The 14,627-nt window shown below is 65.5% G+C and carries 16 protein-coding genes and 1 pseudogene; 9 read left to right on the top strand and 8 right to left on the bottom strand.

The features are described 5' to 3' along the window. Positions 1 to 162 precede the first annotated feature (162 nt). Positions 163 to 399, top strand: a complete 237-nt coding sequence (locus tag ACWDEX_RS23200; protein ID WP_450465721.1) for an inositol monophosphatase family protein — start codon at positions 163 to 165, stop codon at positions 397 to 399. Between the two features lie 125 nt (positions 400 to 524). Here ACWDEX_RS23200 and ACWDEX_RS23195 read toward each other — a convergent pair whose 3' ends face one another. From ACWDEX_RS23195 to ACWDEX_RS23185, 3 genes are all read right to left on the bottom strand, one after another. Next, a complete protein-coding gene (locus ACWDEX_RS23195; RefSeq protein ID WP_450465720.1) occupies positions 525 to 1,865 on the bottom strand; it encodes a DUF2254 domain-containing protein in 1,341 nt (446 codons plus the stop codon). Continuing rightward, entirely contained in the window at positions 1,862 to 2,242 is a 381-nt protein-coding gene (locus ACWDEX_RS23190; RefSeq protein WP_450465719.1) for a hypothetical protein, read from the bottom strand. Before ACWDEX_RS23190 ends, ACWDEX_RS23195 begins: the two co-directional genes overlap by 4 nt. A 974-nt stretch (positions 2,243 to 3,216) precedes the next feature. Next, positions 3,217 to 4,200, bottom strand: a complete 984-nt coding sequence (locus tag ACWDEX_RS23185; RefSeq protein ID WP_450465729.1) for an AraC-like ligand-binding domain-containing protein — start codon at positions 4,198 to 4,200, stop codon at positions 3,217 to 3,219. 346 nt (positions 4,201 to 4,546) lie between these two features. Between ACWDEX_RS23185 and ACWDEX_RS23180 the strand changes: the two genes are divergently transcribed. Continuing rightward, entirely contained in the window at positions 4,547 to 4,672 is a 126-nt protein-coding gene (locus tag ACWDEX_RS23180) for a hypothetical protein (RefSeq protein WP_450465718.1), read from the top strand. 231 nt (positions 4,673 to 4,903) lie between these two features. After that, positions 4,904 to 5,278 (top strand): hypothetical protein, encoded by a 375-nt coding sequence (locus ACWDEX_RS23175; protein WP_450465717.1) that lies wholly within the window; start codon positions 4,904 to 4,906, stop codon positions 5,276 to 5,278. Positions 5,279 to 5,363: 85 nt separating this feature from the next. On the opposite strand, the gene ACWDEX_RS23170 is transcribed toward ACWDEX_RS23175, so the two are convergent. Continuing rightward, the gene (locus tag ACWDEX_RS23170) at positions 5,364 to 5,570 is read right to left on the bottom strand and encodes a hypothetical protein (protein ID WP_450465716.1); all 207 of its coding nucleotides are present in this window, start codon (positions 5,568 to 5,570) and stop codon (positions 5,364 to 5,366) included. A gap of 45 nt (positions 5,571 to 5,615) precedes the next feature. Next, complete coding sequence (locus ACWDEX_RS23165; RefSeq protein ID WP_450465714.1) at positions 5,616 to 6,410, bottom strand: hypothetical protein; 795 nt, start codon at positions 6,408 to 6,410, stop codon at positions 5,616 to 5,618. A gap of 317 nt (positions 6,411 to 6,727) precedes the next feature. Here ACWDEX_RS23165 and ACWDEX_RS23160 point away from each other — a divergent pair, with 317 nt between their 5' ends. Beyond that, the gene (locus tag ACWDEX_RS23160) at positions 6,728 to 7,177 is read left to right on the top strand and encodes a hypothetical protein (RefSeq protein ID WP_450465713.1); all 450 of its coding nucleotides are present in this window, start codon (positions 6,728 to 6,730) and stop codon (positions 7,175 to 7,177) included. Positions 7,178 to 7,274: 97 nt separating this feature from the next. On the opposite strand, the gene ACWDEX_RS23155 is transcribed toward ACWDEX_RS23160, so the two are convergent. Beyond that, the gene (locus ACWDEX_RS23155; RefSeq protein ID WP_450465712.1) at positions 7,275 to 7,556 is read right to left on the bottom strand and encodes a hypothetical protein; all 282 of its coding nucleotides are present in this window, start codon (positions 7,554 to 7,556) and stop codon (positions 7,275 to 7,277) included. Between the two features lie 185 nt (positions 7,557 to 7,741). Then, a complete protein-coding gene (locus tag ACWDEX_RS23150; protein ID WP_450465711.1) occupies positions 7,742 to 8,056 on the bottom strand; it encodes a hypothetical protein in 315 nt (104 codons plus the stop codon). 65 nt (positions 8,057 to 8,121) lie between these two features. On the opposite strand from ACWDEX_RS23150, the pseudogene ACWDEX_RS23145 reads away from it, so the two are divergent. The 5 genes and pseudogenes from ACWDEX_RS23145 to ACWDEX_RS23125 all read left to right on the top strand — a co-directional run. Next, positions 8,122 to 8,650: pseudogene (locus tag ACWDEX_RS23145) on the top strand (helix-turn-helix transcriptional regulator); the annotation flags it as partial. Positions 8,651 to 9,249: 599 nt separating this feature from the next. Then, entirely contained in the window at positions 9,250 to 9,903 is a 654-nt protein-coding gene (locus ACWDEX_RS23140) for a hypothetical protein (RefSeq protein WP_450465710.1), read from the top strand. An 89-nt stretch (positions 9,904 to 9,992) separates the two neighbouring features. Further along, the gene (locus tag ACWDEX_RS23135) at positions 9,993 to 11,705 is read left to right on the top strand and encodes a CDP-glycerol glycerophosphotransferase family protein (RefSeq protein ID WP_450465708.1); all 1,713 of its coding nucleotides are present in this window, start codon (positions 9,993 to 9,995) and stop codon (positions 11,703 to 11,705) included. A gap of 3 nt (positions 11,706 to 11,708) precedes the next feature. Next, positions 11,709 to 12,425, top strand: coding sequence for an IspD/TarI family cytidylyltransferase (locus ACWDEX_RS23130; protein WP_450465707.1), 717 nt, complete (start codon positions 11,709 to 11,711; stop codon positions 12,423 to 12,425). Further along, positions 12,422 to 13,495 (top strand): NAD-dependent epimerase/dehydratase family protein, encoded by a 1,074-nt coding sequence (locus ACWDEX_RS23125; RefSeq protein ID WP_450465706.1) that lies wholly within the window; start codon positions 12,422 to 12,424, stop codon positions 13,493 to 13,495. The genes ACWDEX_RS23130 and ACWDEX_RS23125 overlap by 4 nt, the downstream gene beginning before the upstream one ends. A 255-nt stretch (positions 13,496 to 13,750) precedes the next feature. On the opposite strand, the gene ACWDEX_RS23120 is transcribed toward ACWDEX_RS23125, so the two are convergent. Continuing rightward, complete coding sequence (locus tag ACWDEX_RS23120) at positions 13,751 to 14,557, bottom strand: acyltransferase (protein WP_450465704.1); 807 nt, start codon at positions 14,555 to 14,557, stop codon at positions 13,751 to 13,753. Between the last annotated feature and the right edge of the window lie 70 nt (positions 14,558 to 14,627).

The raw sequence follows: 14,627 nt of genomic DNA, 5'->3' as shown, positions 1-14,627 counted from the left end.
AACGCTCGGCTGGGAAACCCCAGCCGAGCGCCTCGCTAAGCTCCTGGCCACAGCCAGTTGATCACCTGTGTTGCAACGACCCCTGGAATTCGCCGCAGGCTGGGGGCTAACGGATTACGCGTGTGATCACTCGTTTCGCGCAACAACTCTTCGATCTTGCGGTTGGCGATCTCTTGCCGCCCGTTGGACCTGGCGGGCGTGGCGGAGGGCTGGCTGGACGCCTGCATGTGCATCGCCCCCAAGCCGTGGGATGTCGCGGCCGGGGTGGCGTTGTGTCGCGAACGAGGGCGGGCGGTCCTCGGTGCCGACGGCACAGCGTTCTCCTTCGAGTCGCCGGTTCTGCTGGCGGGCGCGCCCGGGGTGGCCAGGTGGCTCGCCGACCTGTGGGAAAGCATCTGAGCCGACGACGGAGGAACAGCGTGGCGGCATCGAGCCGAGGGCGTGGCACGGGAGGTCGCGCCGGAGGTCGGCGCAGGGAACAAGCCGTGGCGCTGCAGGACTGCCGGCATTGCCTGCCGACGTGGTCAGGGAGTTGGTGGCCCGTCCGGTCGGTTGTCGGGGGTGTGAGCGGTCGAACGGTTCCTGGCCACTTGCCGGCGTACGGCTTCCGCCTCCGCATGGGCGAGGGCGAGGTCGGTCGGCTGCGCCACCTCTCGCTCCGCGTCGGCGATGACGATGCGGGCCTGTTCCTCGATCGCCGCCGACCGCTCGGCATCGTCGGCGGCCACGGTGGCGCAGTTGTGCAGCAGGCGGAGCAGGGCATGGGCGACGGTCGGTTCACGGGCCCCGTAGCGTCGGATGAGCCCGCACATCACGGCGAGGTATTCCGGAAACCGCCGCCCGGGAATGATCACGGCGGCCCCGCCGGCGTCGCGGACGACGTGGTTGCCCAGGGGGCGCCGGGCGAGCACACAGAAGATCACGGAAAGGTGGTCGATGGCCTGCACCGCCGAGTACGGATCGTTGACCGCCGGAGACAGCGCCTTGCAGGCGACGTCGACAAGTTGCCGGATTCCGAGCGCAGCGTCCTGTTCCAGGGTGCGCTCGAATCCGATACGGACGCCGGCCGCCATCACCCGCGAGAACTCCTGAGGGGCCGGAGCGGGATCATGCGGTGAAGCCCGCCAGATCCATGCCAGTGTCGTTCCCTCGACGACGTGTTCGCCCACCCGGGGCCGCAGCCGCAGACAGACGCCGTGCTCGGCCGCGGTCCGCAGCAGCAGGTGCGGGCGCACCACCTGTACGTACCCGGAGCGGTGGGAGGCAATGGCCACGGCCCACTCCGGCACGTCGACGACATCCTCGCCACCCGCGAACACCCCATCGCGGATCACCCGGACGGTGTTGCGCTCCACCGCGCTCATGATCGCGTCGACCTGGATGGAGTGCACCAGATGGTCGGCGAAGAACACCAGCAGGCCGAGGCTGACGAACAGCAGGACGAGCGCGCCGCTCACCGCAAACCGGGGAAAGTTCTCGGAGCGGCCCCCTCCCGAAACACCGACCGTGTAGAGACCGGCCGCGCTGTAGGCGAAGGTGGCCACGAAGACGCTGAGCACGATCTGATTGGGCCGGTCGCGGAGAAAGTTGCGCAGCAGCCGCGGCGAGAACTGGGTGGACGACAGTTGCAGCGCGACCACGGCCAGGCCCAGCAGCAGGGCGATGACCGTCACCATCGTCCCGGTGATCCCGATCAGCAGCGTCCGGGCATCGTCGGCGGTCCCCTGAAACGCCAGGGGCGAGCCCGAGCCGGTCTTGACGAGGGACAGCACCGACCCGGTGACCAGTGCGGCCACCACGGACAGGGTGGGAAGCACCCACAGCGACCCGCGAACGTACTCCGCCAGCGCATCACGTCGGATCATGGCAACCCCCGCACGTCGATCTTGGCCGGGCATGGCCAGTATCCGACTGTCCAACTGAGCACGCTCCCCGAGATCACGGTGTTCCACGTTCTCCCGCCGTACCCGGCGGCACCTTGGTCCTCGACAGCGCGGGGCTGTCCCGCGCACAGCCACGTGGACAGCGCCGAGTGCCGCAGGTCGTACGGCCGCTTCGCGAGCGGAGTGCTCGTGAGAGCGGGAGACAGGGCGAAATCTTGAGTCTCGTGCCAGACCCGGTGATAGGTGGTGTAACCGATGACCCGGCCCTGCTCGGTGAAGAACAACCGCCCATCGTCGGCCGCGCCGAACGTGGCGACATGCTCCCTCCAGGTCGCCACCAGATGCGACAGGAGCGGCACCACCCGCTTTTCCCCCAGTGGGCAGTCTTCAGCCCGCGCGTGGTACTCGCCACGTAGCCCTGTCAGCCACGGGCAGATCAATGGAGGGGACGCCCCTCTTCGGGCGCCTTTGCAGGGAGTTTCAAATCGACCCTGTGGAGTCGACCGGCTGCCGGTCCGGGAAGTGGAGCGGCCCCGCCGCTGTCCGCGAGGGAATCGACGGGGCCGATGTGGGGACGCTGATCAGTGGGTCAGCAAGACTTGGGCGGATTAGCCAGGGATATGAAGTGCCCCGACCACACATAGTGCCCTCCGGACGCGAGGCTTTGGATCGAGTACCAGATGTTCCCGGAGGGCCCCTTCACCTGGCACCAGACTCGGACCTTTCCGCCCGCCTGAACAATGCCCAACCTCGTGGAAGAGCTGCTGGGCTTCGCGTAGATGGGGGCCGCGGTGTACGCCATCAACTCAATGTAGTCAGCTTGCGAGACCGAGGCGCGGGTATTCACGTGGTCATCCGCCTGGGCCACGGGCGACAGCGTCGCTGCCAGCGCGAGCCCCGCTCCCACTACCGCTGCTCCCCGTGCGAACTTGCTCATGGAAATACTCCCTGAAGGAATGGAATTGGTCATCGGTCTGTACGCAGGCAGGCCCTCGCGGGGCTCACCAGAATGCATTGTGCGATCAATCGATTACGCAGCTTCATTCATTCCGCTGCCCACTTGCGGGCGCACACTATCGCGCTGTAAATTCCTTTTTGAATTCTTCTCTATTCTTTCGTATGACCCTTCCTTCTGTCCTTAGCGATCCATACACAACTGCTTAGCGCAGAGTCCACGGGCAGTGGTTGCTTCCAGTGCGAAATGGCTGTGCTGACCCTGTGAGAGACCGGTGGGATGCGGCGAAGTCCCAGTGCCTCCCCGGTCGCACGCCATACCTCGACTGTTTGCGCAGGTCAGCGCCCGAATGCTCCCTGGCATCCCAAGCCGATGGCTTCAGCAACGAGCTTGGGCCAAGCCGCGGTAATCCTTGGGCGGCAAGCCATAGGCCGCGCGGAAAGCACGAGTGAAGTCGGCGGCGCGAGGGAAGCCCCAGCGGGCAGCGACGGCGTGGATGGGGATGGTACGCATGGCAGGCTCTGTGAGGTCGTGGCGAGCGTGTTCCAAACGCTCACGGCGGATCCAGGCGGCGATCGACTCCTCCTCGTGCTCGAAGAGGCGGTACAGGTAACTGCGGGAGATGTGGTGCGCTGCGGCGATAGCGCTAGGGGTCAACTGCTGTTCGTGCAGGTGCTCCTTGACGAAGGCACGGATGCGCAGGACGAGGGCCTGTCGGCGTGTTTCCGGTGGAAGCGAGTTGTCCGCTTCGAGGGCATGGGCGAGCAGCGCGGAGACCAGGTCAACCACAACCGTCCCCAGGCGAGGTCCGTCCTCGGGCCGGAAGAAGGCGGAGTTCCGGGCCACCTGGGTGAGGAACTGCGCAAGGAGCGCCCCGACGCCCTCACGCCCCGACAGCCGTCGCGTGAGCGGTCCGTCGATGGCGCTCTGCGGCAGCGGCAGCAGTTTCCGGGGGACGAAGACCCCTGTTCCCAGGACCGTTCCCCGGCCGTGGCCGGTGATCGTCTGCACGTGGTGAGGGCGTGAGGTGTCCTGGAGGACGAGGTCGTCCTGCTCGTAGTCAGCTTCGCGATCAGAGTCGGTGAGCCTCATGGTCCCGCGAAGAGGGAGTGAGACGAGGTACGCCTCGGGATCAGACTGCTGGATCAGCTTCTGCGTCCGCCGCAGTGCCATCGGTGGGTGCTCAGTCGTCCACAGCTGTACGGGCCCCAGGACCAGGACGCGGAGCGACGCCACGAAGTCCGCCGCGTGGTCACTTTCGACCTCTGCCGGCGCACACGACCGGGAGGCGTGCTCACGCCAGCAGTCGAACCGGTCCGGTCCGAGCACGTCCTCGGTGTGGATCGTCCTCTCCAACAGCATGTTCTTCCCCCGCTTGTTCGTACACGAGCCGATGCACTCGTCTTGCGATGTCAGCAGATCGCGTCGTGCGGTGCCCGCCTGAGCCAGCACCACGTCAGGCCGCCCCTACCAGCCTCGTCACTGGCCAGGACACGGTGCGTTTGGTCATCGCCGACAGCGAACCTGCGAACGTTCAGGCCCGAACACCCACTGCATAACGTCGTTATGTCAATAACACCGTTATGCCATCCTCCATGTCAACTGATCACCCGAAAGCCGTTCCACGGAGCGATGGAAATCAGCCACCTCGCTGCCGCGGCCCCCGTATCCCCGCGGAAGCCGTCGGCCACGCCCTGGCGGAGGCGCCGTGAACGACATGTTGTCGGGCCGGTGTCTGTACCGCGCCGAGCGCGTCTACATCGACGACGCGGGTGTCGGCCACGAGGTCCATCTCTACGCCACCGGCCACACACCACCGGCACGCCGAGGATGAGCAAGACCGGCCCGGGCGGCTCGACTGTGGCACCTGATGGTGCCCGGCCGCCGACAAGCACCGAGTAGACGCACAGCTATGAAACCGTGGACTCACCGCTAACGGCACTCCCAGGGGCACCCGCCATTCTGAGGATGGCGGCACACGGACGGACTCACGGCGCTGCCGGCTGTGGAGCCGATGTCCGACGTCGTCTGACCCGCGTGACGAAATGGGAGGACGAGAATGAGAATGGTAAAGCATTTCAAGGCGAAGGCCGCATTGATCACTACTGGGGCATTGTTAGGCTCGCTGTCTCTCGCCGGAAGCGCCCAGGCAAAGGACGTCGACGTGTTTTTCGCGTACAAGAACGGCTTCGTCTCCGCGGAAGCGTTTTCCTATGGCGCAAACGGCGCCGTAAGAGTGTGTGACACCTATGCCGACGGCTACGCTGTCGCCACCCAGTACGTTCGCGCCAATGGCACGTCCGGGCGCCTGGCGAACCACAATGGCATGGGTACATGCATCTCGACCAGCAACATCGAGAGCAACCCGATCGTCGCCTTCAATGCGTGCGTCGTTGACTCGGGTGATCACTGTTCCTACCTCCGCTATACCGGTAGGTAAATTCCAGAGGCCGTGTCCAGTTGAGGTGGACCAAGGACAGGAGCCACCGTCGGTCACGCGGGTCCGGCACCTCGGCGGGCGCGTCTTACGCCGAACTCTGTGCGTCCACGAGGCGCCGTTGCACGTCGGCCAGTGCCTCACCGGGCCGCATAACCGCGCAGTACAGACAGCCGAAGAACGCCCTCAGCCGTCGCCCACTGGCTCGCTCGTAGCCGCCGAGCTTCCGCGTGAGCGCGTCGATCTCCCGCAGGACGGGGCACCAGGCCCTCCGCCGTGAACTCCGTGCCGCCACTGTCCGGTCCCCCGCCGCTGCCCGAGATCACGCCTCGACGTCTGCTCATGGGGCCAGCCTGAGGAACTTCATGTCGTACGGGTAAAGCCATGGACTGTGGTCACCGGCTTGGAGTCGGTCGACCGCGATCAGCGCGTCGGCCGCGGTCTTGCAGCGCGGATGCCGCATGGCAAAGGTGGCGATGCGGGCTCGCTGGGTGGGCAGCCAGGCGGCGATCACCTGGGGGTCGCCGTCGTCCCACCACGTGAAATGGAGTTCCTCCCAGAGAAGGTCGGTCGCCCAGTCGAAGGCGAGGCGGACGAGCCCGGCGTCCGCCTCGGGGCCGGTAAGCCCAGCAATGTGCTTCAGCCACGGCTCCATATCACCCGTCGCGTGGGCGATTCCCTCCAAGAGTTCGGTAACGTCCGAAGGAGTTCGGTCATCAACCAGAGCCATCGCCAGCAGCGCCCGGAAAGCTTGTTCTACGACGGTACGTTCGGGCGCAGGCCAGTCAACGAATTTGGCTCCATGCCGGCCGAGATGACCGAGTTCGCTAGACGGATTGAGGCTATGACCCTCCGGCCCCCAGTAGCGCAGCGCACGGGGCATGAGACGACGCCAGAGGACGGGGTACTGGTCCGCTGCCCAGTGGCTGGCGACCTCGCGCATGAAATGCCCGAGGAGATCGTCTGGTACGGCAGCGGGATCACCACCAAGAATGCGCAGCTCCGACTCCGGAGTGCAGTAAGTGCAGCCGTCCACCGGGCGGTCAAGCTCGGGAGGTGACGCGAAGACCCGGTCAGCCTCGGCCAGCGCGTGCCGCCACATTGCGTACGGATCGGGGTCAAGAGGATCGGACATGGTTCGACCTACCGGGGACTCCGCACAGGAGAACCTGGCGAAGAGCGGGACTCTACCACTTGGCGATGCCCGTACTCCCCGCGCTCGCGAGATCGCCCAGCCGCCTTGAGGGTTGCATCGAGGGGCACGTAGGGGTCGGCGAAGGTCCGCCTCGCCTAAATCAGCGACTAGTTCGCAGGATTGTCCGATTAGCCTGCATCTCACCCAATTTGGCGAATTCTACGCTTTCGCGGCGGCATGGCAGTCCCTGATGGTGGGTCTTGCTCCCGCGGTGACAAGTCAGCGGCGAGCGCCACGAGAGACAGGAGGTCCCTCACATGCCTCTGATCCCTGTGCGGCCTGGCATCTACAGGATCCACGCCCACATCATCGGCCCGGGTGCCCAGGTGACGGCCACCGAGCATGCCGTCAAGTACGGTGCTCCGGTCATCGTCGACCGACCGAATCCCCTCCCCATCGAGCAAGAGTGGGCCATCGAGCCCGCCGAGCCTGTGCCTGGGTCACCGTACGTAATCCGTCTGGCCCTCCAAGAGGGCGCGGGGCTCGTGGTCGCCGAAGAGAAGCTCTGGGTCAACAACGTGCCGCGCGCCGAATGGGCTCGGTTCACGTTCGAGTCGATCCTCGGCGGGGTCAAGATCCTGTCGGACAAGGGGCTCGCCCTGCGAGCCGGATACCGCGGCGCGCAGATCGAACTAGCCCCTCCCAAGCCTGAATTCCAGGAGACGTGGACGCTGGAATTCGTGCGTCCGGTTGACGAGGAGGCGTAGCGAGGGAGTTCACGGGGCGACCAGGAGCAGGCAGCCGGGTCGCCCCTTGCCAACTGCGTCACGACGAAACAAAAGGCCCACTCGGCGGGCGCGCGTCTTACGCCATGCTCTGTGCGTCCACGAGGCACCGTTGCACGTCGGACACCAGGCTTCGGAGTCGCCCCGGCTGCACGCCTTCCCGCTCCATCCACTCATCAAAGCGGGGGCGCAGATACCGCACCATGCCCAACCCATGGCGGCGCAGCGCCGAGCGACTGATCGAGATCTCCTCCTGGACCTCTCGCCGCAGATCATCGGTCCAGCCCTGTTCCCGGTCCTCCTCTCCCAGAGGAGCCTTGAGGGCGGTCACAGCTTCGTGGAGGAGCAACAGCAAGTCCATACGGCCTCCGAAGGTCACGTGGCGCATCGGCCACTTGGCGCCGGTGCAGGAGTTTCGCCGGCCGAGACGCCCAATGCTCACCTGCTCTTCGCACAGGTGAGTACCTTCTGAGTACCTTCTGAGTACCTTCGAATCGCTCCGCAAGCCCCACAACGGCGTGGGCGCGGCTGGCTCGTTCGGTTCGGTCAAATGGTCCGGCGGGTCATGTGCATGTGCCAGTTGGTGAGCCAGGTCCGCCCCTCGTCCACGGAGAACGCCTGCTCCCAGTGGGCGGTGGTCCCAGTGATCTGCGACCAGACGAAGCGGACCTTCACCTTGCGGCCGTCGTGCTCGTCGTCGCCGTGGAAGACGCCTGTGCCATCCGGCTGGAAGTGGCCGGTCACAGGCGGGAAGAGCGTGCCGGTGCGCTTGCTCGCCCAGTACAGGGACCACACGTCGGCGGCCGGGTCGTACAGCCGCAGGGTCAGTCCGGCGAAGCCCTTCGTCGGGCTGTTGTCCATGTGCAGGAGGCTAAGGTCGCTCCACTGACATCAACCGTCAGTGGATCGGGATAGATTTCCTCGACCTGCGCGCCAGCCGACTCGTCTCCCTTCTCCTGCTGTTGCAGAACCGTGGCCGTATGACCGCTGCAGAGCTGGCGGCGGAACTGGACGTGTCTGTCCGCACGATCCACCGCGACGTGGAAGCGCTCGCTGCGTCCGGTGTCCCGGTGTACGGGGAGCCGGGCCACGACGGCAGCTACGCACTCGTCGATGGTTACCGCACCCGCCTGACCGGGCTCACCGCCCAGGAGGCGGAGGCGTTGTTCCTGGCCGGGCTGCCGGGGCCCGCGGCCGAGCTGGGGCTCGGCTCGGTGCTGGCGGCGGCGGGCACTCCAGGTCCGCTACCTGCGCTGGTATGCCCCGGAGCCGGTGGAGCAGCGGCTCGAACCCTGACGGGATCGCGCTCAAGGCAGGCCGGTGGTACGTGGTCGCGTACGCCGGCGGTGACTCCCCCGCACATACCGGATCAGCCAGATCCTGGATCTCCACCCGCTCGACGACGAGTTCGCGGTGCATTCGGACTTCGACCTGGCCAAGTACTGGCGATCCCACACCGAACGTCTTCTCTCGCCAAGGCCGGGGCGGCCAACCGCATCAAGCGCGGCTCACACGGCGGCCTTGCGCCGTAGCTCACGCGAAATCAACGACGGAGCACGGCCCCGCCGTCGTACTGCCTCCCACACGAACTGGCGCGCGTCTTGCGCCCTGAGCAGGGCTGTCTCCTGTGGGTCGGCGGCCGGTGGCCCGTGGAGCCGTCGTCGGGCCCGCCGGCTTCTCTGCGCCCAGACAGCCACGGAGTGAACATTTGAGCTCCGGAAAGCAAACGGGATGAACAGGACAGGGAATGGATAGGGTTCAGACCTGTCACTCGGGACCATTAGTATGAAGAACTCGTGAAGCGTCGAGTTCCGCTTGCAACCGCAGGATGCACTGTCGACTGCGAGGCGTTTCACCTGACAGGACGGCTGACAAGCGCCCAGATCGGCTGCGGCGCGGCTGGTCGGGGGTGCTCGCTGACGCGTGGCCTTGAACAGATGTTGGGAACGGTGGAGCGTGTGCGCTGAGACCGCTGGAGCGGATGCGACATGCCCTCACCAAAGGCGGGGGAACAGCGTCATGATCACTTTTTGCCGTCCGGGAAGTTATGGCGGATGAGTTCCATCGGCAACCCGGAGTCGGCCCACAACGCCGCGGCGTACCGCGGACTGCTGCCGGAACGCACTCGCTACCGCATATCGAAGCGCTTCACGCCCGAGGGGCGCAGCCAAGTCAAGCCTGAGAGCTCCGACGTGGCGGTGATCCCGCGGCAAATCGACCGGTTTCGCGCGAGCCGAGCCACCAGCCGTCGCCGGGACCTGTTCGCCGGCCCGGACCGGATCCCGGTCGCTGTCGCCGTCGACCACCAGGCCGTCGCTGCGTTCGTGCACGACACACTGACGACGCGGCACACACACCGCGAGAACCTCGACGCGGTGACTCACGCTCTCGAGGAAGCGGGCATCGACCACTCCTGCATCCGCAGCGCCTACACCCCTGCGTTAGGGGAGTTGGCGGGTCGGGCGATCACCTCACGTGGGCATCCGGGCGCGACCCGTCGGAAGTGTTCACGCTCGGTACGCGCTACTCGCACGGTCACCCACCTGATGCGGGCAGGCTGCGTAGCCGTCACACAGGTCTCGACGGGTCGTCGGCTCTCGGGTTTTTCTGTAGTCCCGCTGCGTCCGTTCGACTGGAGGGCGATCGTCCAGGTCGAAGTCTCCTGCCGCACCCGGCAATGGACCGGCACATCTGGATGCGCACGGTGATTGAGCGGCTGAAGCAAACCATCAGGTTCGAAGAGCCCTCATGTACGACGTTTCACGGATAGCTGCACGACGGTTTCACGGATAGAAGGATGGCGATGGCACATTGTTCGGTAACGACGATCTCCTGGGAGCGGGTAAACCTTACTCTCACCGTGGTCGTCTCGGACTTCACCGGAGACGCTGGTAACCTCCGGTTCCTGATTGTCGACGGCGAGCGCGAATTCCCGCTCAAGTCCCGGCAAATCGCTGCTGGACAGCACAACCTGGAGATCAACGTCACCAACTTCCAGGGCCGTGGCCAGGTGCCGAACGGCACCTGGCGCATCGTTCCGGTGGTCGGCGACGAGCGGCTGCCCGCTGCCGACTTCGACCTCAGTGATACAGACCGCCTGGACGCGGACTCCCGTACCTTCCTCTACGACGTCAACCGTGTCGCGTACGTCATCTCGTTCGGGATTTCGGACAACGACGAGACCCCCGAGTTCCTGATGCGGACTTACCAGTTGTTCCGCAAGGCGGGGGGAGGGAAGGGGAAGGGGCCGAAGAAGTCGCTCGGTAAGCGACTCGGGCTGCGGGTACTTCCACGGCCCCGGCGCCGCAAGCTCGCCAACCGCTTCTACACGCTCGCACGCCGCCTGAATCCACCACGCGGCAACAGGATCCTGTTCGCGTCCGAAATGCGCCCCAAGATCGGCGGCAACCTGGCGCGCGTCCACGACCGGATGGTCGAGCGGGGACTCGACAAGAAGTACTCGTTCCGCTACTCGTTCCGGATTCCGGACACGGCCAACAAGTGGAACACGCTTCGCGTCATCTATCTGCTCGCGACGTCGGACATCGTGTTGATGGACGACTACTTCGGGCTGCTCGGTCAGTTGGGCATCTCCCCGAAGACCAAGATCATCCAGCTTTGGCACGCCGGAAGCGGGTTCAAGGCGGTCGGCTACAGCCGGTTCGGACGATACGGTTCCCCGAAGCTGTCCAACGCCCACCGCAAGTACACCTATGTGATCACCGGCTCCAAGCACCTTGTGCCGACGTACGCCGAGGCCTTCGGTATCGAGGAGTCGGCGGTCGTACCGACCGGCCTGCCCCGAATAGACACGTTCCTCGACAAGGAGCGTACTCGCAAGGTTGTCGAGGACTTCTTCACCGCCCACCCGCAGCTCAAGGGCAAGAAGATCATCCTGTTCGCGCCGACTTTCCGCGGGAAGAGCATCGGCGACGCGCACTACGACTACGACCGCATCGACTTCGCGAAGCTTCACGAGTTCTGCGGGGACGATTCCGTCGTGCTCTTCCGGATGCATCACTTCATTTCGGATCCCGTGCCGATCCCCGCGGAATACTCCGACCGGCTGCTGGACTTCGCGTCGTTCCCGGACACCAACGACCTGCTGCACGTCACCGACGTGCTCATAACTGACTACTCGTCGGTGATATACGAGTACACGCTGCTCGACAGGCCGATCCTGTTCTACGCGTACGACAAGGAACGCTATTCGGTGGTCCGCGGATTCCATCGCGACTACGACTCCGTGGCTCCCGGCAAGATCTGCGTGACCTTCGCCGAACTGCTCAAGGCCCTGCAGAACGAGGACTACGACACCTCGAAGATCGAGGAATTCCGGCGGGAGAACGTCGACTACGTCGACACCAACTCGGCGGACCGCGTGATCGACTGGCTGGTCCTCGGCGATCCCAGCGACAGAGAGACGGGTGGCGAGCAGTCGTGGCTCAATCCCGTCGCAGATGACACGGCGGTGGGCGACCAACCGCTCAGCGACCAGTCGGAGGTATGAGCTGTGAACGTGGCGTTGCTTTTCGCCGGTGGTATCGGGTCGAGGATGAACTCCCGCGCCCTCCCGAAGCAGTTCCTTGAGATCAACGGCAAGCCGATCATCATCCACACCCTCGAGCACTTCGAGGCGCACCCGGAAATCGACGGCATCGCCATCGCGATCCTTCCCGAGTACCGCGAGCACATGACGAAGCTGCTGAAGCGGTACGAGATCGAGAAGGTCAGGTGGCTCGTCGACGGTGGCAAGACCGGTCAGGAATCGCGGCACAAGGCTCTGACGGCGGTCGCCGCGGACTGCCCCGAAGACACCATCGTGCTGTTCCACGACGGCGTGCGTCCACTGATCGACGCGAAGCTGATCAGCGCCAACATCGAGTCGGTCCGGGAGCACGGCTCCGCCATCACGTGCACCAAGTTCAACGAGACCGTGGTGTCGAGCGAGCACGAGCACATCGACGATGTGATCCCGCGTGACCACATATACGCAGCCCAGGCCCCGCAGAGCTTCCGGCTCGACGAGATCCTCTCGCTGTACGACCGGGCGGTCGCCGAGGGCGAGCACGACAGCATCGACTCGTGCTCACTCATGCACCGGTACGGTCACAAGATCTACCGCGTGGTCGGCCCCCGCTCGAACATCAAGATCACTACGGCCGAGGACTTCTACCTGTGCCGGACGTTCTTCGAGATCGTCGAGAACCAGCAGATCGTAGGTACGTGATTTCAGTGAGCACCATCTCCAGTTCGGTCGTGACGCACGACCTCGATGAGATCCTCGACCGTGACCTGCCGTGGAACGAGCTTTCCGGAACCACCGTGCTGGTCACCGGGGCCAGCGGCATGTTGCCGTCGTACGTCGTCTACACCCTGCTCGCACTGAACGATCGGCACGGGCTGGGCATCACCGTGCACGGTCTGGTGCGGAACGAGGAGAAGGCCAGGCGGCTGCTCGCGGACGTGCTCGACCGCCCGGACTTCCACCTCGTCGTCCAGGACGTGTCGGATCCGCTCGAACTGCCCGGCCCCGTCGACTACGTGATCCACGGGGCGAGCGCCGCGCGGCCCGCCCTGCACGGCAGCCAGCCGGTCATGACGATCAAGGCGAACCTGCTGGGCACCTTCAACCTGCTCGACCTGTGCGTGGCGAAGGCCAGCCGCGGATTCCTGCTGATGTCCTCGGCAGAGGTCTACGGCGCCCAGCCCCCGGAGACCGAGCTCATCGACGAGCAGAGCTACGGCGGCTTCGACATCCTCAACCCGCGGGCCTGCTACGCCGAGGGCAAGCGCGCCGCGGAGACGATCTGCACGACCTACCAGGCGCAGTACGGCATCGACAGCCGTGTCGTCAGGTTCGGTCACGTCTACGGGCCGGGGATGGCGCTCGACGACGGGCGGGTGCAGGCCGACTTCGCAGCGAACGTGGTGGCCGGCAAGGACATCGTGCTCAACAGCGACGGTTCCGGTGTGCGGACCTACACCTACGTGGCTGACGCCATCGCCGGGCTGTTCTACGCACTGCTCCGCGGTGACCAGGCGGCCTACAACGTCGCGGACCCGGCTGGTTTGGTCTCGATCCGGCGCCTGGCGGAGCTGTTCACCGAGGTGCGCCCGGAGCGTGGGCTCCAGCTTCGGTTCAGCAACGAGTCCGACGCGCGCTCCTACAGCCTGACCAAGAAGCAGGGCCTCGACAGCGCGCGGCTGGCTGCCCTCGGGTGGCGCGCGGAGGTCGACCTGCCGACCGGGCTCAACCGCATGGTGACCCACCTGGAGTCGACGGTCCGGGTGTCGTAGCAGAACCCGCGGCCCCTTGCGGCGCAAGCGATCCGAGGCCGGAGCCAGGCGGCTCCGGCCTCGATCGTTCACGTGCGCGCGTCGGCCTGCCGTCAGTGCGTGATCAAGGCAAGCCGCTCGTCCGCAGATGACTTCGGCGCGGACCGAGGTCCGCGCCGAAGTCATCTGCAAGCCCTTGAGCCGGCCCCACCAGCGCCGTGGATTCTCGAGGCGGAGTGGGCAGACGAATATCTGTCAGCGCGAAGCTGACGGCCGTCAACTTCTCCGGGGCAGGAGTTTCCGGGCCAGCCGCCGCACCGGCGCCGGGAGGTGTCGAGCCAGCCGCCGTGACGTCTTTGCGGTCTGCGGCCTCACCACCGGATTCCCCGTGTCCTCGGTGAGGTTCCAGTACTGCGGGGATTTCTCCCCCTTGCGCGGATACTCCTCGTTCGGGCGGCGTGGCACGACTTCGGGACGCTCCCAGGCGATGTCCCGCCGCACCACCCGCGCCGGTGCTCCGACCGCAATGCAGTTGTTGGGGATGGCCGAGGTGACGATGGAGCGGAAGCCGATCACCGAGCCGTTGCCGATGGTGACGCCGCCCATCACGACCGCGTGCTTCGCGATCCAGACGTGCTCGCCCACGACGATCGACTGGGACGGGTTCACCCGCTTCTCGGTGCGCACATCGAAGATCGGGTGGGTGTCGTCGCCGCGCACCTCGATGTTCTTGGCGAACATCACGTCGGCACCGATCGACACCGACACACCTTCGACAGCGGAGATGAAGGTGCGGCCGGCGCAGCCCACGTTCTCGCCGATCGAGATCCGGGACTCGTGCCCGCAGCGCAGTTCGAAGCGGAGACCGGCACGCTTCTTCGTGGTCGGCCCGATTTCGATCTGGCCGTTGTCTCCCGAGAAGGTGACGAGCAGGTCCTTGATGTCCGCCTTGGCGCTGATGGTGAGTTTGTTGTTCGACCCCTTGAACCGGATGTCGATCTTGTTCTCGATGAGCTCACCGTCGTAGACGATCTCGTTTCCCTGGTCGTCTTTGTAGCGCTCGAGTTTATGGAGTTGCAGCATCCTGTTTAAGGGGTGCGCCCTCGACCGGGTCAGGCCAGACCAGCCCCTCATACCTCCGTTCCAGCCTGCG

Source organism: Streptomyces sp. NPDC001020 (assembly GCF_053599115.1).
The sequence above is the reverse complement of the archived record's forward strand: the minus strand, read 5'-3'. Positions and strand labels throughout refer to the sequence as shown.